Origin of the sequence: Burkholderia sp. Bp9016 (assembly GCF_003857765.1) — a bacterium.
Classification (GTDB): Bacteria; Pseudomonadota; Gammaproteobacteria; order Burkholderiales; family Burkholderiaceae; genus Burkholderia.
This window is the reverse complement of the sequence record NZ_QTPY01000013.1, coordinates 1-24584: the sequence shown is the minus strand read 5'-3', so window position 1 is coordinate 24584 and position 24584 is coordinate 1. Positions and strand designations below refer to the sequence as shown.

At 66.6% G+C, this 24584-nt stretch carries 24 protein-coding genes and 1 pseudogene; 7 read left to right on the top strand and 18 right to left on the bottom strand.

Annotated elements, in window-relative coordinates:
• Positions 1 to 8: 8 nt before the first annotated feature.
• The gene (locus DIE13_RS17155; protein ID WP_124828278.1) at positions 9 to 2333 is read right to left on the bottom strand and encodes an FdhF/YdeP family oxidoreductase; all 2325 of its coding nucleotides are present in this window, start codon (positions 2331 to 2333) and stop codon (positions 9 to 11) included.
• A 152-nt stretch (positions 2334 to 2485) separates the two neighbouring features.
• Here DIE13_RS17155 and DIE13_RS17145 point away from each other — a divergent pair, with 152 nt between their 5' ends.
• Positions 2486 to 3907: a PLP-dependent aminotransferase family protein gene (locus DIE13_RS17145; protein ID WP_124828276.1), complete on the top strand. Its 1422-nt coding sequence runs from the start codon at positions 2486 to 2488 to the stop codon at positions 3905 to 3907.
• Between the two features lie 52 nt (positions 3908 to 3959).
• Here DIE13_RS17145 and DIE13_RS17140 read toward each other — a convergent pair whose 3' ends face one another.
• Positions 3960 to 5195 carry a mechanosensitive ion channel family protein gene (locus tag DIE13_RS17140; RefSeq protein WP_124828275.1) on the bottom strand — a complete coding sequence of 412 codons (1236 nt, stop codon included), beginning with the start codon at positions 5193 to 5195 and terminating at the stop codon, positions 3960 to 3962.
• 313 nt (positions 5196 to 5508) lie between these two features.
• On the opposite strand from DIE13_RS17140, the gene DIE13_RS17135 reads away from it, so the two are divergent.
• On the top strand, positions 5509 to 7227 hold the full coding sequence (locus tag DIE13_RS17135) for a SulP family inorganic anion transporter (RefSeq protein WP_124828274.1): 1719 nt from the start codon (positions 5509 to 5511) through the stop codon (positions 7225 to 7227).
• Between the two features lie 27 nt (positions 7228 to 7254).
• Here the strand turns inward: DIE13_RS17135 and DIE13_RS17130 are convergent, their stop codons facing one another.
• Positions 7255 to 8130: a LysR substrate-binding domain-containing protein gene (locus DIE13_RS17130; protein WP_124828273.1), complete on the bottom strand. Its 876-nt coding sequence runs from the start codon at positions 8128 to 8130 to the stop codon at positions 7255 to 7257.
• 96 nt (positions 8131 to 8226) lie between these two features.
• Between DIE13_RS17130 and DIE13_RS17125 the strand changes: the two genes are divergently transcribed.
• Complete coding sequence (locus DIE13_RS17125; protein ID WP_124828272.1) at positions 8227 to 8826, top strand: LysE family translocator; 600 nt, start codon at positions 8227 to 8229, stop codon at positions 8824 to 8826.
• 30 nt (positions 8827 to 8856) lie between these two features.
• Here DIE13_RS17125 and DIE13_RS17120 read toward each other — a convergent pair whose 3' ends face one another.
• The 5 genes from DIE13_RS17120 to DIE13_RS17100 form a co-directional block, all read right to left on the bottom strand.
• Positions 8857 to 10311, bottom strand: coding sequence for a DHA2 family efflux MFS transporter permease subunit (locus tag DIE13_RS17120; RefSeq protein WP_124828271.1), 1455 nt, complete (start codon positions 10309 to 10311; stop codon positions 8857 to 8859).
• Positions 10308 to 10871: a cysteine hydrolase family protein gene (locus DIE13_RS17115; protein ID WP_124828270.1), complete on the bottom strand. Its 564-nt coding sequence runs from the start codon at positions 10869 to 10871 to the stop codon at positions 10308 to 10310. The genes DIE13_RS17120 and DIE13_RS17115 overlap by 4 nt, the downstream gene beginning before the upstream one ends.
• A gap of 70 nt (positions 10872 to 10941) precedes the next feature.
• On the bottom strand, positions 10942 to 11397 hold the full coding sequence (locus DIE13_RS17110; RefSeq protein ID WP_124828269.1) for a MarR family winged helix-turn-helix transcriptional regulator: 456 nt from the start codon (positions 11395 to 11397) through the stop codon (positions 10942 to 10944).
• A gap of 26 nt (positions 11398 to 11423) precedes the next feature.
• Entirely contained in the window at positions 11424 to 11690 is a 267-nt protein-coding gene (locus DIE13_RS17105) for a hypothetical protein (RefSeq protein ID WP_233410112.1), read from the bottom strand.
• Positions 11691 to 11770: 80 nt separating this feature from the next.
• A complete protein-coding gene (locus DIE13_RS17100) occupies positions 11771 to 12850 on the bottom strand; it encodes a serine hydrolase (protein WP_124828268.1) in 1080 nt (359 codons plus the stop codon).
• 96 nt (positions 12851 to 12946) lie between these two features.
• Here DIE13_RS17100 and DIE13_RS32945 point away from each other — a divergent pair, with 96 nt between their 5' ends.
• From DIE13_RS32945 to DIE13_RS17085, 3 genes are all read left to right on the top strand, one after another.
• Complete coding sequence (locus tag DIE13_RS32945; protein WP_175750427.1) at positions 12947 to 13351, top strand: hypothetical protein; 405 nt, start codon at positions 12947 to 12949, stop codon at positions 13349 to 13351.
• Between the two features lie 35 nt (positions 13352 to 13386).
• Positions 13387 to 14262 (top strand): LysR family transcriptional regulator, encoded by an 876-nt coding sequence (locus DIE13_RS17090; protein ID WP_124828266.1) that lies wholly within the window; start codon positions 13387 to 13389, stop codon positions 14260 to 14262.
• Between the two features lie 71 nt (positions 14263 to 14333).
• The gene (locus DIE13_RS17085) at positions 14334 to 14618 is read left to right on the top strand and encodes a transcriptional regulator (protein WP_124828265.1); all 285 of its coding nucleotides are present in this window, start codon (positions 14334 to 14336) and stop codon (positions 14616 to 14618) included.
• 77 nt (positions 14619 to 14695) lie between these two features.
• Here DIE13_RS17085 and DIE13_RS17080 read toward each other — a convergent pair whose 3' ends face one another.
• From DIE13_RS17080 to DIE13_RS17065, 4 genes are all read right to left on the bottom strand, one after another.
• On the bottom strand, positions 14696 to 15439 hold the full coding sequence (locus tag DIE13_RS17080) for a transporter (RefSeq protein ID WP_124828264.1): 744 nt from the start codon (positions 15437 to 15439) through the stop codon (positions 14696 to 14698).
• A gap of 67 nt (positions 15440 to 15506) precedes the next feature.
• Positions 15507 to 18269 (bottom strand): magnesium-translocating P-type ATPase, encoded by a 2763-nt coding sequence (gene mgtA / locus DIE13_RS17075; RefSeq protein ID WP_124828263.1) that lies wholly within the window; start codon positions 18267 to 18269, stop codon positions 15507 to 15509.
• 47 nt (positions 18270 to 18316) lie between these two features.
• Positions 18317 to 18475: a hypothetical protein gene (locus DIE13_RS32940; RefSeq protein ID WP_175750429.1), complete on the bottom strand. Its 159-nt coding sequence runs from the start codon at positions 18473 to 18475 to the stop codon at positions 18317 to 18319.
• Positions 18476 to 18979: 504 nt separating this feature from the next.
• The gene (locus DIE13_RS17065) at positions 18980 to 20632 is read right to left on the bottom strand and encodes a S8 family peptidase (protein WP_124828261.1); all 1653 of its coding nucleotides are present in this window, start codon (positions 20630 to 20632) and stop codon (positions 18980 to 18982) included.
• A 435-nt stretch (positions 20633 to 21067) separates the two neighbouring features.
• Here DIE13_RS17065 and DIE13_RS17060 point away from each other — a divergent pair.
• Positions 21068 to 21457: pseudogene (locus DIE13_RS17060) on the top strand (transporter substrate-binding domain-containing protein); the annotation flags it as partial.
• A gap of 78 nt (positions 21458 to 21535) precedes the next feature.
• On the opposite strand, the gene DIE13_RS17055 reads toward DIE13_RS17060, so the two are convergent.
• From DIE13_RS17055 to DIE13_RS32935, 6 genes are all read right to left on the bottom strand, one after another.
• Entirely contained in the window at positions 21536 to 22663 is a 1128-nt protein-coding gene (locus tag DIE13_RS17055; RefSeq protein WP_124828260.1) for a tyrosine-type recombinase/integrase, read from the bottom strand.
• Positions 22635 to 22862, bottom strand: coding sequence for an excisionase (locus DIE13_RS17050; protein WP_124828259.1), 228 nt, complete (start codon positions 22860 to 22862; stop codon positions 22635 to 22637). Before DIE13_RS17050 ends, DIE13_RS17055 begins: the two co-directional genes overlap by 29 nt.
• Positions 22859 to 23191 (bottom strand): DNA-binding protein, encoded by a 333-nt coding sequence (locus tag DIE13_RS17045; protein WP_124828258.1) that lies wholly within the window; start codon positions 23189 to 23191, stop codon positions 22859 to 22861. The genes DIE13_RS17050 and DIE13_RS17045 overlap by 4 nt, the downstream gene beginning before the upstream one ends.
• Positions 23188 to 23511, bottom strand: coding sequence for a hypothetical protein (locus DIE13_RS17040; protein WP_124828257.1), 324 nt, complete (start codon positions 23509 to 23511; stop codon positions 23188 to 23190). The genes DIE13_RS17045 and DIE13_RS17040 overlap by 4 nt, the downstream gene beginning before the upstream one ends.
• A complete protein-coding gene (locus tag DIE13_RS17035; RefSeq protein WP_124828256.1) occupies positions 23508 to 23909 on the bottom strand; it encodes a hypothetical protein in 402 nt (133 codons plus the stop codon). The genes DIE13_RS17040 and DIE13_RS17035 overlap by 4 nt, the downstream gene beginning before the upstream one ends.
• The coding region (locus DIE13_RS32935; RefSeq protein ID WP_185731206.1) for a DUF551 domain-containing protein at positions 23902 to 24584 on the bottom strand (683 nt) is incomplete at its 5' end. The genes DIE13_RS17035 and DIE13_RS32935, both read right to left, overlap by 8 nt.

The following is a 24584-nucleotide window of genomic DNA, read 5'->3' as shown; positions in this document are numbered from 1 at the left end:
GCGCTCCGTCACGCAGCGATCGACACCGGTGCGGCCGCGCGATGCAGCAGCACGGGCACCGACTTCGACGTCGGCGTGTTGCACACGTCGCCGACGCTGTCGAGCGGCACCAGCGGATTGGTTTCCGGGTAGTACGCGCCGATGCAGCCGCGCGGGATGTCGTATTCGACGAGCAGGAAGCCGTCCGCGCGCCGTTCGATGCCGTCGTGCCACACGGTTTCCATGTCGACCCATTCGCCGGCCTTCAGGCCGAGCATCGCGAGGTCGTCGCGGTTGACGAACACCACCCGGCGCTGGCCGTACACGCCGCGATAGCGGTCATCGAGCCCGTAGACGGTCGTGTTGTACTGGTCGTGCGAGCGCGTCGTCATCAGCGTCATCAGGCGCTCGCCGTGCAGCGCGCGGGCGCGCTGGATCGGCGTGTCGGTCGGCAGCGCATGCGCGATGAAGTTCGCCTTGCCCGTCGGCGTCAGCCATTCGCGGTCGCGCGAGGCGACGCGCAGGTGGAAGCCGCCGGGCCGCGCGATGCGCGTGTTGTAGTCGTAGAAACCGTCGATGGTCGCCTCGATCGCGTCGCGGATCTTCGCGTAGTCGTCCTTGTACGCAAGCCAGTCGATCTTGCCGCTGCCGAACAGCGCATGGCCCATGTGCGCGACGATCGCCGGTTCCGACATCAGGTTTGCGGAAGCGGGCTTGTTCATCCCGTACGACACGTGGACCATGCTCATCGAGTCCTCGACCGTCACGCCTTGCGGCACGTTGTCCTGCAGGTCGATCTCGGTGCGGCCGAGCGTCGGCAGGATCAGCGCGTCGTGGCCGTGGATCAGGTGGCTGCGGTTCAGCTTCGTCGTGATGTGCACCGAGAGATCGCAGCGGCGCATGCCTTCCCACGTGCGCGGCGTGTCCGGCGTCGCCATCGCGAAGTTGCCGCCGAGGCCGATCAGCACCTTCACGTGGCCGGCGAGCATTCCTTCGATCGTCTCGACGACGTCGTAGCCGTGGTGGCGGGGCGGTTCGAACTCGAACACCTGGCCGAGCCGGTCGAGGAACGCCTGCGACGGCTTTTCCTCGATGCCGACCGTGCGGTTGCCCTGCACGTTCGAGTGGCCGCGCACCGGGCACAGGCCCGCGCCCGGGCGGCCGATGTTGCCGCGCATCAGCATCAGGTTGGTCAGCATCTGCACGGTCGCAACCGAATGCTTGTGCTGCGTGATGCCCATCCCCCACGTCGCGATCACGCGCTCGCTGCGCGCATAGAGCTGCGCGAGGCCGTCGATCTGCTCGTACGGCACGCCGCTTTCGGCGGTCAGCGCCGACCAGCTTTCGTTGCGCAGATCGTCGGCGAACGCGTCGAAACCGGCCGTGTGCTCGCCGATGAACGCGGTGTCGAGCACGCGCGGCGCACCGGCGGCGCGCGCGGCATCGTCGAGTTCGAGCACGCGCTTGGCCATCCCCTTGATCAGCGCGAAATCGCCGCCGATCGTCGGCTGGATGAACCTCGACGCGATCTGCGTGCCGGACATCGTCAGCATTTCGAGCGGGCTTTGCGGATCGGCGAAGCGCTCCAGCCCGCGTTCCTTCAGCGGGTTGATCGACACGATCGTCGCGCCGCGTTTCGCGCATTCGCGCAGTTCGCCCATCATCCGCGGATGGTTGGTCGCCGGGTTCTGGCCGAAGATCAGCAGCGTGTCCGCGTGTTCGAAATCGTCGAGCGTGACGGTGCCCTTGCCGACGCCGACCGATGCCGGCAGCCCGCGGCTCGTCGCCTCGTGGCACATGTTCGAGCAGTCGGGGAAGTTGTTCGTGCCATACAGGCGCACCAGCAACTGGTACAGGAACGCGGCCTCGTTGCTCGCGCGGCCGGACGTGTAGAACGCGGCCTGGTTCGGGTCCGGCAGCGCGCGCAGGTGGCGCGCGATCAGCTCGAACGCGTCGTCCCACGCGATCGGCACATAGCGGTCGGTCTGTGCGTCGTACACCATCGGGTCGGTCAGGCGGCCGTGCTGCTCGAGCTCGAAATCCGTCTGTTCGAGCAGTTCGGTGACCGTGTGCGCGGCAAAGAATTCGGGTGTCACGCGCTTGCTCGTCGCTTCGGCGGCCACGGCCTTCACGCCGTTCTCGCAGAATTCGAACGTCGACGCGTGCTGGCGGTCGGGCCATGCGCAGCCCGGGCAGTCGAAGCCGTCGGGCTGGTTCTGGCGCAGCAGCGTGCGGTAGTTGCCGCCGGTGACCTTTTCCTTGATCAGGTTGATCGCGACGGCTTTCAGCGCGCCCCAGCCGGCAGCCGGGCGGTGATACGGTTCGATGCGCGCGGCGGCGGATTTCTTTTTCATGATGCGTGTGTCAGGGTCGATGCACGGAGAGTACGCGCGGCGCTGCGGCCGCTGTGTGTACACCTCTTCACTTCAAAAAAGAGTACAGTTGCGACGATTCAGGCAGTGCGGAGCGCAACTGTGTTGTTGACGGGAAGTTGAAAGGGAGGCGCGTGAAGCGTTACGAACAACTGGCCGACGAGCTGCAGGCGCAGATCGACCGCGGCGTGTACCGGCCCGGCGAGCGGATTCCGTCGGTGCGGCAGGCGGGCCGGCAGCAGCAGCTCAGCGTCACGACCGTGCTGCGCGCGTACCTCGTGCTGGAGAGCCGCGGGCTGATCGAGAGCCGGCCGCAGTCGGGCTATTTCGTGCGGGCGCGCGCCGCGGCGCCGGCCGAGGCCGAGCTGCACACGTCCGCGCCGGCCGCGGAGCCGTCGGCGGTGGACGTGAGCCGGCTCGTGCTGTCGACGCTGCGCTCGATCGCGCGCGACGACGCGGTGCCGCTCGGCTCGCCGTATCCCGACGCGTCGCAGTTTCCGGTGCAGCGTCTCGCGCGTTACGCGCAGGCGATCGGGCGCCGCCGCACGCGCTGGGGCGTGATCGACGACCTGCCGCCGGGAAACCAGGAACTGATCCGCCAGATCGCGCGGCGCTACGCGGAGCGCGGGATCGCGATCGAGCCGGGCGAGATCGTGATGACGATCGGCGCGACCGAAGCGATCAACCTGTGCCTGCAGGCCGTCGCGCGGCCGGGCGACACGATCGCCGTCGAGTCGCCGACGTTCTACGCGATGCTGCACGCGATCGAGCGGATGGGCATGCGCGCGCTCGAGGTGGCGACGCACCCGGGCGACGGCATCGATCTCGACGCGCTCGAACGGATTCTCGAGCGCGAGCGCATCGCCGCGTGCATGGTGATGCCCAATTTCCAGAATCCGCTCGGCTTCCAGATGCCCGACGAACGCAAGCGCGCGCTCGTCGAGTTGCTCGCGAAGCACGGCGTGCCCGCGATCGAGAGCGACGTCTATCACGAGCTGCATTTCGGCGATACGACGCCGAGTGCGCTGAAGTCGTACGACCGCGACGGGCTCGTGCTGCATTGCGCGTCGTTTACGAAGAGCCTGTCGCCGCGCTACCGGATCGGCTGGGCGATGCCCGGCCGTTACCGCGACCAGGTCGAGAAGCTGAAATTCCTGAACACGCTTGCGACACCGGCGATCGAGCAGCTCGCGATCGCCGAATACCTGAAGTACGACGGTTACGATTTCCACCTGCGCCGGATGCGCAAGCAGTATGCGCAGCAGGCGAGCCTGATGAGCGCGATGGTGCGGCGTTTCTTCCCGGAAGGCACGCGGCTGTCGCAGCCGCAGGGCGGCTACGTGCTGTGGGTCGAGCTGCCGCCGCAGGTCGACGCGATGAAGCTGTACGCGCTCGCACTTGCGCAGCGGATCACGGTCGGGCCCGGTCACATGTTCTCGGCGACGAACGATTACCGGCATTTCATCCGCCTCAACTACAGCTATCCGTGGTCGCGGCAGATCGAGGACGCGTTGAAGGTGCTCGGGCGGCTCGCGTCGGAGTGCGCGGGACGGTGAGCGGCGCGACGGTGGCCGGCGGCGGCCCGCTGCAGGCCGCCGCCGGCACGCATCACGCTGCGCGCTGCAGTTCGCGCTGCGCGGCGCCGGCCATGCTGCGCATGTCGAAGCCCGACGGGTGCTGGTACACGCGCAGCCCGAATTCCGGCAGCACCGCGATCAGGTGATCGAACAGGTCGGACTGGATCGCCTCGTAGTCGACCCACGTCGTCGTGTCGGTGAAGCAGTACAGCTCGAGCGGAATGCCTTCCGCCGTCGGCGGCAGTTGCCGCGCCATGCACGTCATGTCGCGACGGATCCGCGGATGCCCCTTCAGGTAGTTCGCGACATACGCGCGGAACGTGCCGAGATTCGTCAGTTGACGTCGATTCGCCGGGCATTCGCCGGCCGCGCCGAGCGTGCCGTTCCATTGCGAGATCGCGTCGACCTTGTCTTCCAGGTAGTCCCTCAGCAGCGTCAGGCGTTCGAGCCGCTCGATCTCGTCGTTGTCGAGAAAGCGCACGCTCGTCGCGTCGACGAACAGCGCGCGCTTGATGCGGCGTCCGCCGGCTTCGGTCATCCCGCGCCAGTTCTGGTAGCTCTCGGTGATCAGCTTCCACGTCGGCACCGTGATGATCGTGTGATCGAAGTTCGCGACCTTGACGGTGTTCAGCGTGATGTCGATGACGGTGCCGTCCGCGCCGGCCGACGGCATCGTGATCCAGTCGCCGATCCGCAGCATGTCGTTCGACGACAGCTGCACGCCCGCGACGAGGCCGAGCAGCGTGTCCTTGAAGATCAGCATCAGCACGGCCGACATCGCGCCGATGCCCGACAGCAGCAGGCCGATCTGCTTGCCGGTCGCGTCGCCGATCACGACGAGCGCGGCCGTGATGAACATCACGAGCTTGACGAGCTGCATCGCGCCTTTCAGCGACAGCCGCGGCTGGTCGCGCTGGCTTGTGCGATGCGCGTGTTCGAGCGCGGACAGCGTCGCGCTGATCGTCATCGACACGAGGAACACGATCAGCGCGAACAGCACCTTGTCGGCAGCCTGCGCGGCCGTGGCCGGGATGCCGGGCACCGCGCCGAGCCCGAGCTTGATCACGACGAACGGGACGATGCGGTTCAGCCACTTGAACGCGCCGAACTGGAACAGCGCGTCGTCGATGCGGGTGGCCGACAGCCCTGCGATGCGCGCGACCACGCGAAACAGCAGGAAATGAACGGCGGCGGTGATCGCGCCGGCGGCGGCGATGAGGATGAGGGTGCCGACGAGCGGCGCAAACCAGGATTCGTTCAGGGTCATAGGGGCAGCTTGGATCCTTCTCGTGCATTGAATCGGCGCCGCGACGCGGCGCGTGCCCGGTGAAGGGCACATGAAAGGGACCGTGATTGTGCCATCGGGTTCCGGACATGTGCCGCGAATGCGCCGCACGGCTCCCGAAGATCCTCACCGTGGCGCGGGCATCCTTCGGACGCGCGCCGCGCAACATACTGTGTACTTGCCACGGGATGCCAGCTCGGGGCACGATGCGCGAACGACTTCGCGAACCGCGTTTTCACGTCGTTCACGGCGCTCGCACAACCAATGCAACCAACGCAATCTACGCATTTCACGCATGCAAGATTCCAACGAAAGCCGGCCGCCCGGGCTGCGGCTGCTGAAGGGCATTCTTCCGGTCCACCGCGCGACGGCGATCCGCGACGTCTTCGCGGGCATGTCGCTTGCGTCGATGGATATTCCGCAGGTGCTGGGCTATGCGCGCATTGCCGGCATGCCGGCTGTGACGGGTCTCTATACGGTGTTCCTGCCGCTCATCGCGTTCGCGTGCTTCGGCGCATCGCGCCATCTGGTGGTTGCCGCCGATTCCGCGACCGCGACGATCTTCGCGAGCCGCCTGTCGTCGATGGCGCCCGCCGGCAGCGCCGAATATGTGGCGCTGGCCGGCATGGTCGCACTGCTGACTGCCGCGATGCTGCTGCTCGCGCGCATCTTCAAGCTCGGCTTTCTCGCCGATTTTCTGTCGCGCACGGTGCTGGTCGGCTTTCTCGCGGGCGTCGGCGTGCAGGTGTCGATCGCGATGCTCGGTGACATGCTCGGCCTGGCCGTGCCGTATCCGGCGTCGCGCAGCGTCGCCCAGCTCGACTACGTGATCACGCATGCGGCCCATGCGCATCGGCCGACGCTCGCGCTGGCCGTGCTCGTCGTCGTCGCGATTCTCGCGTGCAAGCGGTTCCTGCCGCGCGTGCCGATGCCAATGATCGCGGTCGCGGGCAGCATCGCCGCGAGCTATGCATTCGGCTTTTCCGCACACGGCATCGAGGTGCTCGGGCCGGTCGCGGGCGGGTTGCCGCCGCTGCGCTGGCCGTCCGTCACATGGCAGCAGTTCCTCGATCTCGTGCCGGTCGCCGCGTCGTGCTTCGTGATGATCATCGCGCAGAGCGCGGCGGCGGCGCGCGTGTTCGCGCAGCAGTACGGCGAGGACGTCGACACCAACGCCGACATCCTCGGGCTCGCGGCCGCGAACGCGGCGGCGGCGGTTGGGGGCGCGTTCGTCGTCAACGGCAGTCCGACGCAGACCGCGATGGCCGACGGCGCGGGCGTGCGCAGCCAGATCGGGCACCTGACGTTCGCGGCGGTCGTCGCGGTGGTCCTGCTGTTCCTGAGCGCGTATTTGCAGTACCTGCCGCATGCGGTGCTGGCCGGCATCGTGTTCACGATCGCGCTCGGGCTGATCAACGTGCGCAGCCTCGCGGCGATCCGCAAGGAAAGCCCCGGTGAATTCACGCTCGCGCTCGTCACCGCCGTGGCCGTCGTGACGGTCGGCGTCGAGCACGGCATCCTGCTGGCCGTCGCGTTGTCGCTGATGAGGCACGTACGGCACAGCTACCAGCCGCATACGATGGTGCTCGAAGCCGCGCAAGGCAACGGGCGCTGGCAGCCGGTGCCGTCGCGGCCAGGCGCGATGACGGCGCCCGGGCTGATCGTCTACCGGTTCGGCTCCGACCTGTTCTTCGCGAACGACCATCTGTTCGCCGCCGAAGTGACCGCGCTCGTCGACGCGGCGCCCGCGCCGCTGCGCTGGTTCATCGTCGATGCGGGGGCCATCACCGATCTCGACTACTCGGCCGCGCGCACGGTGACCGATCTCGTCAAGGCGCTGCACGATCGCCGCATCGGCGTGCTGTTCGGGCGCGTGAACCGCTATCTGCACGCCGATATGGCGCGTCACCGGATCACGGAGATCGTCGGGGCGTCGTGCATCTTCCCGACGCTGCACCAGGCGTTGGAGGCCGCGGGCGTGGCGGCGACGCCGCAGGAGCCGGGCGTGGTGTAGCACGCAGTGCGAAGCGCCAACAGCTTGCTAGGCGGCTGCGCGCAGACGCGAGAAGCCGTTGCGCAGGTGACGGGCCAGCTCGGCGGCGGCCGGCGTGTGCTGGCCGCGCGGCAGATGGAGGTTGATCGCGAAGTTCGGCAGCGCGGGCAGGCCGCTGCCGGCCGGCAGGATGTCGAGATCGGCCGGCACGGTGGATGCGAGCCAGGCGGTCACCGCGAGATCGGCGCGCACGGTCGCGGCCGTCGCGTCGAGGCTGCCGTTCTCGAACAGCGTGCGCCATTCGCGATCGCATTCCCGCAGCGCGTCGAGCACGGTCGGGCGGAACGCGCAGGTTGGCGCGACCATCGACACCGGCAGCGGCGTGCGCCGATACGCGGCGCCGCCTTTCGCTCCGACCCACACCAGACGATCGACGGCGATACATTCGCCGCCCGGTTGCCCGACCGGCGTCTCGATCAGCGCGACATCGATCTCGCCTTGCCTGAGTGCGCGGCGCAGTTCCGGCGACGCCGCGCACACGAGCGACAGCGCGACTTGCGGATGCGCTTGCGCATAGCCTTTCAGGATCGGCGCGAGGCAGCTGCCGACGAGATCCTGCGGTGCGCCGACGCGCACCGTTCCGTCCATTGCACCGGCCGTCATGTCGGCCAGCAGCGCGTCATGCGCGGCGAGCAGCCGGCGCGCCTGCCCGAGCAGCCGCTCGCCATCCGCCGTGAGCCGCAGGTTGCGATGCTCGCGCACGAACAGCGGGCTGCACAGTGTTTCGAGTCGCGCGACCTGCTGACTGACCGCGCCTTGCGTCAGGTGCAACGCGTGGCTCGCCGCCGTCATGCTGCCGTGATCGGCGACGGTGACGAAGGCGCGAAGCAGGGCGATGTCGAGGTTGCGTACCATGTGTCGCATTATGAATGCTAATCACAGATATAAAAATCTTTCGCTGTTGTAATGCTTCGGGCGCGGGTAAAAACGGGGTTTCGACGACGATGACCGGGAGCCCTCGTGCTGCTTCGCGACTACCTGCCGCTGATGCTTTTCGTGATCGTATCCACTGGGACGCCCGGCGGCGCGACGACGCTTGCGACCGCGTCGGGCGCGCATTTCGGCTACCGGCGTTCGTTGCCGATGATGGCGGGCATCGCGGCCGGCCTTGCGTCGATGGCGGCCGCGGCGGCGGCCGGGCTCGGCTGCGTATTGCTGGCGCTGCCCGCGCTGCAGCTCGCGATGAAGGTGCTCGGCTCGTTGTATCTGCTGTGGCTGGCCGTGCGCATCGGGCGCGGCGGCAAGCCCGGCCTCGACACCGCCGTGCAGCGGCCGCAGCGGTTCGTCAGCGGCGTGTGGATGCTGTGGCACAACCCGAAAGGCTGGGTGATGACGCTCGGCGCGGCCGCGTCGTTCGCCGCGCTCGCGTCCGGCCCGGTGAGGCTAGGCGCATTGCTCGGGGTCGCGTTCGGCGTGGCCGCGATGGCGTCGCTGTCGCTCTGGTGTTGCGCCGGGTTGCTGTTCGCACGCGTGCTGCACACCGAGTGGCAGTGGCGTTGCGTGAATGCCGGGCTGGGGCTGTTGCTGGCGGCGTCGATCGTGCCGATGTGGCTGCCGTAGCGGGGTGCGCGCGACGAGCAATCCCGGCGCTCAGCGCGAACCGGCTCGCACGTTGCGCGTGTGCGTTCCGCCCGCGCCGCTCGACCATAGCGGCAATCGAAGCGTCGTGACGAAGCTCGCCGCATGCAGCGCGCAAAGCAGCCCGAACGCCCACGCGTACGCGGCGCCATGCGTGCCGCCGGTCGACATCGATTCCACGTGCAGCCGCCACGCGAGAAACAGCGTGCACATCGTCGTAAACGTCGGGCCGCCGAGCCGCTGGACGATATTGAGCGACGTCGTCGCCATCGGCAGGTTGCGCCGGTCTACCGACGCATACGCGGCGGAAATCGACGGCGCGCCGATCGCGCTCTGGCCCATCCCGCGCAGAAACAGCGCGGGCACGAGCACGTAAGGATCGTAGCCGGTCAGCGCGAGATACACGAACGGCAGCGTCGCGAAGAGTGCAAGCATCGCGCCGGCGGCGGCGAGCCGGCGCACGCCGAACCGGCTCGTGAGCGCGCCCATCGACGGATAGGTGACGAGCATCCCGAGCCCGAGCGGCGCGAGCAGCCACCCCATCTCGCCGGGCGAGCGGCCGCATGCCTCGATCAGGAACACCGGAATCAGCATCTGGCCCGCGTAGATCGTGCCGTTCGACAGAAACTGCGTGCCGGCCGCCGCACCGAACACGCGCGAGCGAAACAGCGCGAGGTCGATCAGCGCGTGCTCGCCCTTGCGTCGTTCGACGCGCAGGAACGTCGCGAGCAGCAGCGCCGAGCATGCGATCGCCGCGATGCCGGGTGCGGCGTCGATCCGCTCGGCGCCGTACAGGAACAGCACGAGCGCCGGCGACAGCAGCGCAAGGCCGACCCAGTCGAGCTCTCGCCGTTGCGTTTGCTCGCGGTCGCCGGGCAGGAACCATACGGCCAGTGCGAGCGCCAGCGCGCCGACCGGCAGATTCACGAGAAAGAGCCAGCGCCACGACGCGTGCTGCAGAATCGCGCCGGCGACGACGGGGCCCAGGATAGGCGCGATCAGGACGGGCACCGCCGCATAGCCGATCACGCGCGCCATCTGCTGGCCGGCGACGCGCGCGATCATCATCTGCGCCATCGGCGCGAGCAGCCCGCCGCTGACACCTTGCAGCACGCGAAACCCGATCAGCGACGGCGCCGACCACGCGAGCCCGCACAGCGCCGACGTCAGCGTGAACGCGGAGAAACACCACAGGTACAACGCTTTCGCGCCGATACGATCGACCAGCCAGCCGTTCAGCGGCAGCACTAGCGTGAGTGCGAGCAGGTAGCCGCTCGTGACCCACTGGATCGTCGACAGGCTCGCCTGCAGGTCGGTCGCGAGGCTCGACAGCGACACGTTGACGATCGTTGCGTCGAGTTGCGACAGCAGCGAGCCGAGCGTCGCGACCGCGCTGACCTTCCAGATCGACGGAGCGAGCCGGCCGGTCGCGCGGCCCGTTGACGGCTGCGCGCGCGGGGCGCTCACGCGCCGCGCCGGTCGAGCAGCGCGAGGATGTCTTGCGTCGAGCCCGTTTCGCCGAGGCGCGGGAACAGGCGTTCGACGCTGTTCGTGTGCGCATCCGCGTTCAGGTCGGTCATCGCGTCGACAGCGAGCGTCACGTTGTAGCCGAGTTCGTGCGCCTGGCGTGCGGTCGATTCGACGCCGATGCTGGTCGCGATCCCGGTCAGCACGATCTGCGTGACGCCGGCCGCCTTCAGGTGCGCGTCGAGACCGGTGCCGGTAAACGCGCCCCAGGTTTTCTTCGTGACGACGTGGTCGCCGGGCTGGCGGTCCAGTTCGGGGATCAGGTCGGCCCAGTCGGCCGGGAACGGATCCTTGCGCGGCGGTTGCTGCGTGCGGCCCGGTGCGCCGCCGGCGACGTTGACGAGTACGACCGGCAGGCCGCGGCGGCGGAATGCGTCGAGCAACGTGCGCGTGTGTTCGATCACCGGGGCGACCGGATGGGCAGTCGGCAGCGCAACGATGCCTTTTTGCAGGTCGATGACGACGAGCGCCGTGTTCGTGTCGAGGCGGGTGGTGCTCATGAGACGGATGCTCCGTGAGTGGGGCGAAGGAAAGCATGCACGCGGATGCCGCGCCGCACGCGGGCGGGGATTACGGCTCGCCGATGCGTCGGATCAGCGGGATCGCGGCGGCGAGCGTACGGATGTCTTCGGGGTCGAGCTTCCCGATCGCGGCGCCGAGCCACTTGTGCTTTGCGGTATCGCGCTTGCGCCGCGCTTCGACGCCGGCCGCGGTCAGCAGGAACAGGATCTGGCGGCCGTCGGTGGGATGCGGTTCACGTTCGACGAGACCGTCTTCCTCGAGGCTCGCGAGAATCGCCTTCATCGACTGCGGCTTCATTGCTTCAGCGCGGGCGAGATCGGCGGTCGTCATCGGGCCCTGTCGCTCGAGTCGCGCGAGCGCGCTCGTCTGCGACATGCCGAGCCCTTCGGACTCGATCTCGGAGCGCAGCCGGCGAATAAGCTGACCGACCGCGAGGGTCAGATCTGCGGCGACGGCTTCGGCGGAAACGCCGGGCATGCGGGGAGGGTTCATGCGGCGGATCATAGAACACGACAGTTAAACTTGCAAGTTTAACTGTCGAATTGAAAGGTGGTCGCGGTGCGCGGTGCGCGGTGCGTCGGCGACCGGGCGGGACGAACCGCGCATCGCGGCGGTTCGATCGGCACGACGTCGTTGTAGCGCGGCGAGGCGTTCTCGTGCAGCAGATCGCCGAGATATTGCGCGAGTTCGTCTGCGGCGATTGCGGACGGAATTTGCAGGTGGGCCGGCCGCCGCTTGCCCTCGGCGCCGAGATCGAACACGGCCCGGCGGTCGTTCTCACGCACGACGGCGAGCAGGCGTCCGAACGCGTTGAAACGGTACTCGTGCTGCCTCGTCGCGCTCCTTCGTGACGAATGTGCCGGCTGCGTGCGCGGCTTTACCGGATCGAGCAGGTCAGCCAGCGATGAATCTTCAGCGCATCGCTCGACACGCCGGCGCGCGTCGGCGCGCCGAGCAGCACGATGGTTTCGCGGCGGCCCTTCACGTGCATGCGCATCACGACGCCGTGCCCCGATTCGTTGATGAAGCCGGTTTTCTGCAGCCGGATCGGCAGGCGGCCGTAGCGGACGAGCGGATCGGAATTCACGTACAGCAGTTCGCCGTCCCCGGGCTGCACGGTCGTCGACGTGTCCGTCGAGAAATAGCGGATCAGCGGATCCTGTGCGGCGGCGCCCACGAGCCGCGCGAGATCCTCGGCCGTCGACACGTTGTGCGGCGACAGGCCGGTCGGCTCGCGGAAGTGCGTATGGCGCATTCCGAGCCGGCGAGCTTCGCGGTTCATCGCCTTCACGAACGCGGCGCGTCCGCCCGGATAGTCGCGGCTCAGCGCAGCCGCCGCGCGGTTTTCCGACGACATCAGCGCGATATGGAACATCTCGCGGCGCGACAGTTCGGCGCCGATCGGCAACCGGGAACCCGTGAACTTGATCGTGTCGCGGTCGCGCGCGGTGACGCGCAGCACGCCGTTCAACGGACGATCCGCGTCGCGCGCGACGACGGCGGTCATCAGCTTCGAGATCGATGCGATCGGCCGCACGGTGCGTGCGTTGTGCGCCAGCAGCGGTGTGCCGGAGTCGACGTCGAGCACGTAGGCTGCGCGTGAATACAGCGAGCGCACCGCGCGCGGACTGTAGCCGCAACTCGCGAGCAGGTGCGGTGTTGCGGCCGGGCGCGCACGAACCGCGCTCGTGCGTCTCGCGCGCCGGTGTTGCGGCGCGGGTGCGGCGTGATGCTTGACCGCATGATGCTTCGCGCGCGGGCTGCGGTGCTTGACGGTCTTGTGCTTGCGGTGGGCGGGTTTCTTCTTGACGACTTGCGCATGCGCGTGGGGCGACGCGGTGCGATGTGGTTGCGCGCGCTGCGCGGACGCGCTCGTCGCGAACGCGAGTGTCAGGAACGAGAGGGCGACGATGAGGGAAGTCCGGGTGCGGGGCAGGCGCGCGATGAGGCCGGTCAAGCGAAAGTCTCCTTTTCACGCGCGTTGCGGCGGCGCGAAATGCGTGGGCGGTCAGCGGGTGCGGGAAATTATAAAGTCGATCGCGCGGCGATGACGATGGATGCGGATGAAATCGTGCGTGATATGGCCGGATTCCTGCGGTTTTCGCGGAGGACCGGACGCACCCGGTCGGCGCAAGGCGTGCTGCGCTGCCACTCAGCGCGGCCAGTTTCGTCGCGATACGACCGCGAAACTGATCGCGATCGATCCCGTCGCCGGTCGCGGCGGTGTGTCGTTCAGCGCGTCGTCCAGCGCAGCGCCGAAACGCGGACGGCGGCTGCGTCCGTCGGCGCGCGCGGCACGGTGCGCGGGCGTCGGTGTTTCGGGCACGTCAACGCATTCGTTGGCGGCGACCGTGTCGCACGACATGTCGGACAGGCACTCGGACGCGTGATCGACGCACATGGCAGTGAATTCCAGGAGGGGATGTCCGTATTGAACGCCACGCCGTTCGATCAGTAAAATGAATGTTTCGATCGTTAAGATTCCTTTGAAGAATGGAACTGAAACTGCTGCGCACGTTCCTGACGGTCACCGAGCTCAGTCATTTCAGCCGCGCGGCCGATACGCTGCACATGAGCCAGCCGGCACTGAGCAAGCAGATCGGCGCACTCGAAGCAAGCCTTGGCGGCAAGCTGTTCGAGCGCGGGCGGCATGGCGCGGAGCTGACGCCGTTCGGCGAACGTTTCCTGCCCGACGCGCAGGCACTCGTGCGCGATGCCGACGAGATCCTCGCGCGGGCGAGGGAGGCGGCCAGCGGGCAGCGCGGGCATTTGCGGCTCGGCATCTGCCTGTCGGTGCTGACGCTCGTGCCGACGCTGGTTGCGGAATTCCGTGGCCGCAATCCGGGCATTGCCGTCACGCTGAGCGACCTGTCGTCGTCCGAGCAGACGCGCCGGCTGCGCGCTGGCAAGCTCGATGCCGGTTTCCTGCGCCTGCCGTCCGATGAAGGGCTGTCGTCGTTCAAGGTGATCGACGAGGGGCTCGCGCTCGCGGTGCCGCCGCATCTCGGTTTCAAGCGCGTGCCGGCCGGGCTCGACGTGCTCAACGAGATCGGCTTCATCGCGCTGCAGCGTGCGCGCGGCCCCGGGCTTGCCGCACAGATCGACAGATGGTGCGTCGAGCGGCGCTTCGTGCCGCATGTGACGCAGCAGGCGGAGGACGTGCAATCGGTGCTGACGTCGGTCGCGGCCGGCGTCGGCGTCGCGTTCGTTCCATCGCGTGCGCAGCACCTGCTGCGCGACGCGACCGTGTTGCCGCTCGACGGCCGGGACGCGAAGTGGCGCGTCGGGCTTGCATGGTTGTCCGGCCGAGACGATCCCGTCACCACGCGTTTCGTCTCGTTCATGCGCAGCGCGATCAAGTGCGCTTAAGCGCGCGTATAGTGCTCGCGATGGTGTCTTTTCAGAACGCCGGCCTCGCGCCGGCTCACGAACCCGAACCGATGACTTCAGAATCCGACGACTCCCCGCTCGATCCCGCACTCGTCGCGACGCTCGCGACATTGAACGAGGCCGCGGCCGATCCGGCCGGCAAAACGTGGTCGCTGCCGAAGATCGCGAAGCGCACGCAGTTGCCGATGAGCACGCTGCGCCGCGTGCTGACGCAGCTCGATGCCGCGGGCCTCAGCGCGACGACGCTGAACGAAGACGGCACCGGCAGTGCCGCGTTGACCGACGAAGGGCGCGCGGTGTGCGCGCAACTGTTCGGCGCGAACGACGCGAAATAGGAAACGCCGCTCGAAAGCGGCCTTGCGTATTGCGGTTGGGCATGCAGCGCCGGCGCGTCATCACGCAGCGACGCGCATCACCACCGCGCCGTCACCCCGCCCATGATCGAGTGACGATAGGTCTGGTCATTCAGTCCGCGCCGGTAGCCGACGTCGAGATCGAGCCAACTCTTCGGCGAGTAGATCGCCCCGGCGATCACGAACGCCGGGTTCGCGGCGGCCGTGCTTTCCGTATTGCGCGACATGCCGATGTCGGCCACGAACTGCAGCGTGTCGGTCGCCTTGAAGAGCGCGGCGGCCGACACGGCCCAGGCCGAGCGCAGGTCGCCCTGGCGATTCGGCTGGTAAGCCAGGCCCGCATTCGCGAGCAGCGACACACGCCCGACGTCGGCCTGCGCGAGCAGCGTCGCACCGGTGCCGACGCGGCCCGTGCCGAGGCCGCGACCGTCGTCGCCGGTGGGCATCGTCAACTGCGGTTTCAGCGCGAGCGACAGCGGCCCGCGCTCGACGAAGCGCCATTTCATGCCGATCTCGACATCGCCGATCCCGGTGCCGTTGTCGTCGGTGCGCGTCTGCAGTTGCGTATAAGGCGCGTTCACGTAGAGATCGACGCGTTCGCCGAATCCGCGCGTGAGCGTCGCGTTCCAGTATCGATGGCGGCCGTTCTCGTCCTGTTTCGAGGTTTCCTCGGCATTGAGCTCGAGCTGCCAGTTCGCATTGCCTTGCGTGCCCGTGTCGTCGCTGACGAGCGGATGGGCCGCGTAGGCGCCCAGCGGTGCGAGCAGGGCGCTCGCGGCCGCGAGCGGGAGCATTCTTTTCATCACGTCACCTGTCGTGCGTCGTGAGCGGCCGGCCCGGGCGGGCCGGCGCGCCATTGTCGGAGTGGAATCAGAACCACTGTTGGTAGCGGCGCACGTAGATCGTCTTCACGATCTGCGCGAGCAGGATGTAGCCCACCATCGTTGCCGCGAGCCACATCCAGTAGGTGCCGGGCAGGTGCATGAAGCCGAGCGAATCCGCGAACGGCGAGAACGGCAGCCAGCAGCCGATCGCGATCGCGGTGAGCGTCGACAGCAGCACCGGCAGCGCGGCCGTGCTCTGCAGGAACGGGATCTTCTGCGTGCGCAGCAGGTGCACGACGAGCGTCTGCGACACGAGGCTTTCGATGAACCAGCCCGAGTTCATCACGACCTGGCCGCCCGAGCCGCCGTGCAGGTGATACATCGCGCCCGCGCCGAACACCGTCCACATCAGCACGTACGTCGTGATGTCGAACACCGACGAGGTCGGCCCGACCCACAGCATGAAGCGGCTGATATTGCCGGCTTCCCACTTGCGCGGCTTCTTCAGGAACTCGGGATCCATCCTGTCCCACGGCAGCAGCATCTGCGACGTGTCGTAGATCAGGTTCAGCACGAGCAACTGGGTCGCGAGCATCGGCTCCCACGGCAGGAACGCGCTGGCGACGAGCACCGAGAACACATTGCCGAAGTTCGAGCTGGCGGTCATGTTCAGGTACTTCAGGATGTTGCCGAACGTCTCGCGGCCCTTGATCACGCCTTCTTCCAGCACCATCAGGCTCTTTTCGAGCAGGATGATGTCGGCGGTTTCCTTTGCGATGTCGGCGCCGCTGTCGACTGAGATGCCGACGTCGGCGTCGCGCAGCGCGGGCGCGTCGTTGATGCCGTCGCCGAGGAAGCCGACGGTGTGGCCGTTCGCCTGCAGCGCCTTGACGATGCGCGCCTTCTGCAGCGGCGTGAGCTTCGCGAACACGGTCGTGCGTTCGACGACCTGTGCGAGCGTCGTATCGTCGAGCGCGTCGATTTCTGCGCCGAGCACCGGCTTGCCCGGCTCGAGGCCGACTTGCCGGCAGACCTTGATCGTGACAGTCGGGTTGTCGCCCGTCAGCACCTTCACGGCGACGCCGTTCTCGCGCAGCGCGGCGAGCGCCGGCGCGGCCGATTCCTTCGGCGGATCGAGGAAGGTCAGGAAGCCGCGCACGACGAGGTCGCGTTCGTCGGCGGTGCGGTACTGTTCGCGTTCGTCGCCGCGCGGGATCATGCGCGTCGCGAGCACCAGCACGCGGAAGCCGTCCTCGTTGTAGGCAGTGGCCTGTTCGAGCAGCCGCTTGCGCGCCACGTAATCGAGCGGGCGCATGCCGTCCTCATCCTGCACGTGGGTCGACACCGCGAGCATTTCCTCGACCGCGCCCTTGCAGATCAGCATGTGTGTGCCGTGAGCATCCTCGACGACGACCGACAGGCGCCGGCGCACGAAATCGAACGGCAGCTCGTCGATCTTCCGGTAGCCCTGCGGCTTCACGCGCTCGCCGATTTCGTCGGCGCGTGCGACGACCGCGATGTCGATCAGGTTCTTCTGGCCGCTCTGGTGGAAGCTGTTCAGCCAGCCGAGCCGCAGGATGGCCTCGTTCTTGTGGCCGGACAGGTCGAGATGGTGTTCGAGGATGATCTTGTCCTGCGTGAGCGTGCCGGTCTTGTCGGTGCACAGTACGTCCATCGCACCGAAGTTCTGCACCGAGTTCAGCCGCTTCACGACGACCTTGCGGCGCGCCATCGCGATCGCGCCGCGCGCGAGGTTCGCGCTGACGATCATCGGCAGCATTTCGGGCGTGAGGCCGACGGCCACCGCGAGCGCGAATGTGAGCGCGCTCAGCCAGTCGCCCTTGGTCAGGCCGTTGATCATGAACACGATCGGCACCATCACGAACATGAACTTGATCAGCAGCCAGCTCACGCTCGCGACGCCGCGATCGAAGCTCGTCTCGATGCGCTTGTGGCTCACGACGTTGCGGGCGAGCGAACCGAAGTAGGTGTCCTCGCCGGTCGCGACGACGACGGCCGTCGCAGTGCCGCTGACGACGTTGGTGCCCATGAAGCACACGTTCTCGAGATCGAGCAGCGACGTCGACGCATCGCTGGCCGCGCCGCCTGTGCCCGTGTTCGCGGACTTGCCGGCGACCGCGCCGAGCGTGTCGTACTTCTCGACCGGCAGCGCTTCGCCGGTCAGCACCGCCTGGCTGATGAACAGGTCGCGCGACGCGAGCAGGCGCACGTCCGCGGGGATCATGTCGCCGGCCGACAGGTGCACGATGTCGCCGGTCACCACTTCGCGCATCGGTACTTCGCGGCGAGCGGGCTCGGACGTGTCGGTCACGGCGCGCTGCACGGTGGCGGTGGTGCGGACCATCGCCTTGAGCTTCTCGGCCGCGCGCAGCGAACGGAATTCCTGCACGAAGCGCAGCAGCGCGCTGATCGTGACCATCGACAGCAGGATCGTCATGCCGACGTAGTCGCGATCGTCGGGCGCCGCGAAGTAGACGTCGGTGAAGAAGCTGATCGCGGCCAGCACCAGCAGCACGTAGACGAACGGATTGTGGAACGCGTGCAGCAACTGGCGTGTCCAGTGCGGCGGTTTGTCGTGCGCGATTTCGTTCGGGCCGTCGTGCTGCAGCCGGTCGGCGGCCTGGTCGTAGGTGAGGCCGCGCGAGCTGGTGCGCAGCGACTTGAAGGTTTCCTCGAGCGGGCGGGCCGCTTCCTGCGCGGCGCGGATGATGTGCGGTGCGTTTTGCTGGCTGGCGCCTGCGTTGATGAAGCCGCGCTGTTTCTTTTGCGATGTATTGCGTTGTGTCATGAGTCGCTCCTTGCGCACGAGGCGGCGGGCGGGGAGCGACCGTGACGTTATCGACGCACGAGCGCTCCCCGCCGCGTCGCGTCAGGCGCGATCGGCTGTGGATCGGTGAAGGGAGGAACGCTCGCCGGCGCACGGAATGCGATCGGATGGACGATGCGCAGCGTCGCACCGGCGAGCGGTAATCGACTACTTTCGTCTGAGTTCATCTGCACTCCTGTCGGTTGCGGATAGTCGGCACGGGCGATCGACGGCTGCGCACGCACGAGGGTGCGCGGCCGGACGGCACGCGAACGGAAGACGCACGCAGCTCGCGCTGCGCGCAGCACGAACGCACGCGTAACGCACGGTTGCGCAGCGCGGGCATTCGGCAATATCGAAAAAATCTGGGCGGGGATTCTGGCCGGTCAGGCCGGAAGGGCACCGCATCCTGCTTCCCGGGATGCGGCAAAAGACGAGGCTCTGCGCGGTTTCCTCAGGCAGCAGTCAAGTTGGTCGAGGACCAACTACAACTCGCATCGGTGTTCACAGAACACTCCATGTAATTAGACGGGGCGATGGTAAGGGGTCGTCGTGCGAAGCGTCAACCCTTTTTATGCCCTTTTTTCCGGCATTTTTTGCAGAACGTCGGCGCGACGATGCCGGCGCTCCGAATGGCAAACCGCGCGCGTGCGAGGCACGCATGCGCGCGGTCGGGGCGAGGCAGCGACGCGTTACTGCGACGATGCCGTGATGGCTGCGCCTGCGTCGAGAATGCCGGAGCCGGCCGGCAGTGCCGTGCACGACGTGCTCGTCGGCAGTATCGCGGCACGCGCGCCGCCTTGCAGCTTCTGCTGGATCTGCGCGGGCGTGAGGTTGCCGTTCACCGACAGCATCAGCGCGGCGGCGCCAGCCACCTGCGGCGTCGCGAAGCTCGTGCCGCTCGCGGTGCCGTACGTGTCCGCGCCCGGCGTCGTCGTGCCGCCGTTGGCCGTCGACAGGATGTTGACGCCCGGTGCGCTCAGCGCGACGTCGGTGCCGAAGTTGCTGAACGATGCACGCCGGCCGGTTGCATCGGTCGCACCGACGCTGATCACGCCTCGGCAGTTCGCGGGCTGGTCGAGCCCGGTCGACAGGCCGTCGTTGCCGGCGGCGACCACGACGGTCACGCCCTTCGCGTTCACGTCGTCGATCGCCTGCTGGAACGTCGCGCTGCATGCGCCGACGCCGCCGAGGCTCAGGTTGATGATCTTCGCGGGCGTCGGGTTCGTCGGGACGCCGTTGACCGGAATGCCGGCCGCCCAGCGCATCGCGTCGGCGATGTCGCTCGTCACGCCGCCGCACTTGCCGAGCACGCGCACCGGCAGGATCCGGCCGAGCCACGACACGCCGGCGATGCCGATGCCGTTGTTGGCCGTTGCGCCGATCACGCCCATCACGCGCGTGCCGTGCCAGCTGCTGGTGCTCGGCTCGCTCGCGCAGTGATAGTACGGGCCGCTTACGTCGTCGAGTTCCTGCTGGGTGACCCAGTCGCCCGGGTCGGTTGCGTCGCCGCTGCGGGTCTGGCCGTTGTTGCTGGTGTTGATGTTCGAGATGAAGTTGTAGCCGGGAAGCAGGTTGCCGACGAGGTCGGGGTGCGGCCGGTAGCCGGTGTCGAGCACGGCCGTGACGACGGTCGGCGACCCCTTGGTGCGCGTCCATGCGGGCGGCACGTCGATGCCGGCGGTCGGATCGAACAGGTTCCACTGCTGGCTGTAGTCGGGATCGCTCGGCGTGTCGCGGATTCGCATCGGGTGATCCGGTTCCGCGTAGTCGACGTCGCTATCGGCCGCGAACGCCTGTGCGAGCGCCGCGGCATCGTCGGCCGCGATGCGCTGGCCGATCGACAGCACGGCCGCGCCGTTCGACAGGGTCCGCTCGACCTGGACGTCAAGCGGCGCCTGCGACGTCGTCGCGGCGGCATAGGCGCGTGCGGCGCCGCTCGCGGTCGGCGCGTTCCAGCGCGTCATCGAACGCTGGATCACGGCGTCGAGCCGCGTGCCGGTGTCGACGGCCGCCATCGCGCGGGCGGCCGTCAGCGTCTTCAGTTTGACGATCAGGTGATCGACCGGCGGCTCGGCTGGTGCGGCGGTCTGGGCAGCCATCTGCACGGCGGCCTGCTGCGTCGCGCACGCGTTGCTGCCGCTGGTGGCAGGCGGCGTTGTCGGGCTGGGGCTGGGGCTCGGCGCGGGCGCCGGTGCGGCATTGGAAGACGACGGATTGCTGCCGTCGCCGCCACCGCCGCCGCAACTGGCGAGGGGAACGAGCACGGCGGCGGACAGCATACCCGCGAGTACGCGCGTATGAGTGGAGCGGACCAGCGCGGAATTGAAACGTTTGGCTCTCATGGTGAAACTTGATCCTCGTAGATAACCGTCGTGCCGGCGGTAACGCTCGATCCGGTGAATGCCGGACCTTGTGGTTTTTGTCTGACGATCGGAGCAGGTTGCTGCGACGCGCCATGCAATGGGTAACGGCTGCCACGGCGGCTTCTTGAGTGGGTTTCAGCAGAAAAAAAAGTGCGGGCGCAAACGATTACGTTGTCGCGATGCAGCATGCATGCGGTACCCGGCATCGGCTGCCGGGACGGCGGGGCGCGAGCGAGCACGGCCGGCCGGGCGCGACGCGCGGCGCGTGCGCAACGGACATGCGTTTGCGCGGCACGGAAAAAGGGCCGCCGGCGCGCGTTTGCGATGGAAGGTTCCTTACGCTTTCCCTGATGCGACGCGAATTTTGTCGGGCGTACGATCGCGGCTCGATCAACGTTTCGTCAGGAGAAAAGCATGGATCGTCGCTTCCGTTGGCTGGCCGTCGCATTGACCTGCGCGCTGGCAGGCACCGCGCATGCGCAGGCACTCACCGGCACGCTGAAGAAGATCAAGGACACGGGCATCGTGTCGCTGGGTATCCGCGAATCGTCGGTGCCGTTCTCGTATTCGGACAACCAGCAGAAGAACATCGGCTATTCGCGGGACATCGCGGCGCGCATTATCGACCAGATCAGGACGGATCTGAAACTGCCGAACCTCACGGTGAAGGAAATCCCGATCACGTCGCAGAACCGGATTCCGCTGGTGCAGAACGGCACGATCGATTTCGAGTGCGGGTCGACGACCAACACGCTCGAGCGACAGAAGCAGGCCGCGTTCTCGGACAGCATCTTTCTGTACGGAACATGGCATTCTAGAGATTCCCTTATATGACGGGCATCTCAGGCGATCGTCCAAAATTAGTCAAAAACTCGTCCAAAACTAAACTCCGTTCGAGGTCTTGATTTCGGTCCAATCCTGTCCCCTGGAATCTCGGTAGACGGCCGTCATGGCGGCAGATTTGTGCCCTAACAGTGACTGTGCGAAGTCCTTGCCGTACTGCTCTGAGTAAAGGCGCGCAGCAAGCGACCGGAGTTCATGGAACGTCGGCGGCGTCCGATCTTTGTCGCCCACAATATTGGCTGCATTTCTTGCAGCCTTGAATGCCTGGCTCAATGTTCCTGAGGCGACAGCGGAACCCGGCTTCCCCTTAGAGATAGCGTGCGAAAAGTGGATCAGATGCTTCGAAACCACTCGGTCGCGGCACCGTTTCACGACGTCATCCAACACGAGCCCAGCAGCAGGCAAGGATAGAGAAAGCGGAATGCACAGCTTGGGCCTATTCGGCCCGCGCCCCTTCGTTTGCTCCACCCACAGGAAGCCGTCGTGTACGTTATCGAACGTCATTCTGCAGACATCCTCCAAACGTTGTCCCGTCACCAAGGCGAGCTCAATTGCATTCGCGATCCATTGCCGCTGCTTATGGCTTCGGGCCTCGGCAAGAATTGCGCGGTAGGAATCAAGCGTAAGACGGCTTCGCTTCACGGCCGCCTTCGGCTTGTATGTCACTTCCACTGGATTCTTACCTACCTCTATAGCCCCGCGTTCCATGGCAAATCTAAGCACATCGCGTAGGCGCGATCGTATCTTGGCAGCCATCGGTGCGCCCCGCTCATGCTCGCAACGCATGATGAACTCGACCACATCTCGAGGTGAGATATGGAGGAGGGCTATCTTTCCTATCTCATCTCCTCGTATCGCTGCTAGCTGCGAGCGGATCGACTTCATGGAATTGGGCTTAAGACCTGACAGCCCTCCTTCGTAGGTGTCGCACCAGTTGGCAAGGAGGTTCACGCCACCGTCCATCCGAGCGAGCAAGGAAGTATCTCCGCGGCGACGCTCAATATCTGCGTTAGCAGTCTTGGCCTGTGATATGGCCGCCTCTTTGTTGTGACCGAGGCCGAATGTCTCTTTCGTGATCGGGTTTCGGAACCAGTAATAACCGTTATTCTTCTGGTACAGATTGGGAGGCAGCGAGCGGTTACGCACGTTTCGAGGTCTGGCGGCCATGGATCATCCTGTTGATTCGTTCTGCGGTTTCATCCACGTACTCGGCATCCGGTCGGCAAAAATATCCTCTGCCGACTTTCATTGGGCGCGGCAGTATCTTTCCCGCATGAATCCAGTTGAGAAGTGTATTGGGATGGGGGGCGTGACTTCCGAAGATCTGCTGCGCCCATTCACGTACCGGTATGAGTTCTGGTCTCATCTTCCCCTCGTAGCCATAGCGAGCTCGACGCGGCGGCTGATCTCGCGATCGTAGCCGGCGAGCGTGGATTGCAGGTTGGGTGCGAGACGCGGCCCGGCGCACGGCGTGTCGAGCGGAGCGCGCGGTGCAGCGGCTGTCGTCAGCTGGTACGCGGTATCCGTCGTGACGCGCCGATCGATCCGGATGCGGCCGGCGTAGAACAGCGTGTCGAGGAAGCTCTGCACGAACGCTGTCGACGTCTGGAGTTCGGCTGCGATCTGCCGAGCGGTGTGCGTGCCGCTTGCGAGAACGCCGACCACGGCTGTGCTGTTGATGCGGCGGCTGGTCATGATTTGCTAATCCTCGTCATTTCGCCGCAATGCTGGCACTTTGTTCGCGAGCGTTCGGCCAGGCGCTTTAGCTCGTCGTGGTATCGCGCATGCAGTTCGTGGTAGCGGTGCTCAGCGTGGCTCAGCTGTTTGAGCACCCACATCGGGTTGAGCTTTTCCTTGCAGTCCGCGCACGTCACCTCGGCGAGTTCGTCGTCGATGATGTAGCGCTTGTGCCAGCAGGTATGCGTCGGAACGGTCGTGAACACGCGCTCGTCGCCGAGGTTCGGGCGCGGCTTGACCGGCAGCACTGTCACGTTGTCGTCGATCGTGACCTTCATCGCTTGGCTCCTTCGAGAAGGGCATCGATCTTCGAGAACAGGTCGGTGACGCGCGCCGGCGGGTCGTTTTCCCACTCGACGTTGGACAACTCCTCGCGCGCCTGGCGAAGTGCCTCCGTCAGCCCCTGCCGAGTGGCGACCTGCGCGGGCGGGGCGGTGTAGAGCTTCGTGCCGATTTCGAGCGGGCGCGTTGCCTCGATGATCGTGCCGATGTCATCCGGGTTGTCGCGCACGATCGCCGCCTCTTGCCCCGCTGCCTCCCGCGCGTCCTGCCACGCATCACGCCACAACATCTGGGTGTGAATGGCCGCGTCCTCCCAGTGCATTTCATAGCGCCCCTCAAACGCCGCGCGCATTTCGGGCGCTATGTCGATGTTTTTCTTCAGTCGATCATTCATCGTGATTTCCCTTTTCGGTTTGCGCTTGGTCGAGCATGAAACGGATGCGCGCTTCGATCTTGCTCACCCATTCCTCGTTCGGTTGAGTTATGCAGATGCCTTTGATCATCAAGGCGCACGCAGTAATCGCCGCATCACTCAGCGCTGGCTGCGATGCTGCCGCGTGGGCTTGCCCAAGCTCGTCGAGCAACATGTTGACCGCGCTATTCATCTGGTCTGCGACGCGACCGTTCGCATACTCTCGGACTGCATCGAGCGCAGCGGAAACCGCGTTGATTGTCTTGGTACTGGCGATAAGGCCCGGTTTGGGCCGCTCGTCTGCCGGCGCTGCCGCTGCATCTGCGGAGGGAGACTCGGTGTCCGATGTGATGACGGGGGCGTCAGGAAGATCCTGCCAGTGCGTGACGAAATTCTCTCGGCTCCCGTGTACGCGCCAGTAGTTTTTATCGTGGTCGAAGTAGGCGAGGCGTATGCCCCAGCCTCCGCCCTTGCGGCCGTCCCAATCACACAAGGCGCAGTCCCCATTGAGAAATACGAGGACTTCTCGCTCGTCGCCCGGGACATCAATGTTGGCGTTCACCCATGCGGCCGCATCTTCCACCGCTCCCGCCACCTCAGTGCGAGGGGCGCGGGCATAGGTGCAGCCACGCTGGAACCCTTCCCATGCGCATTCTC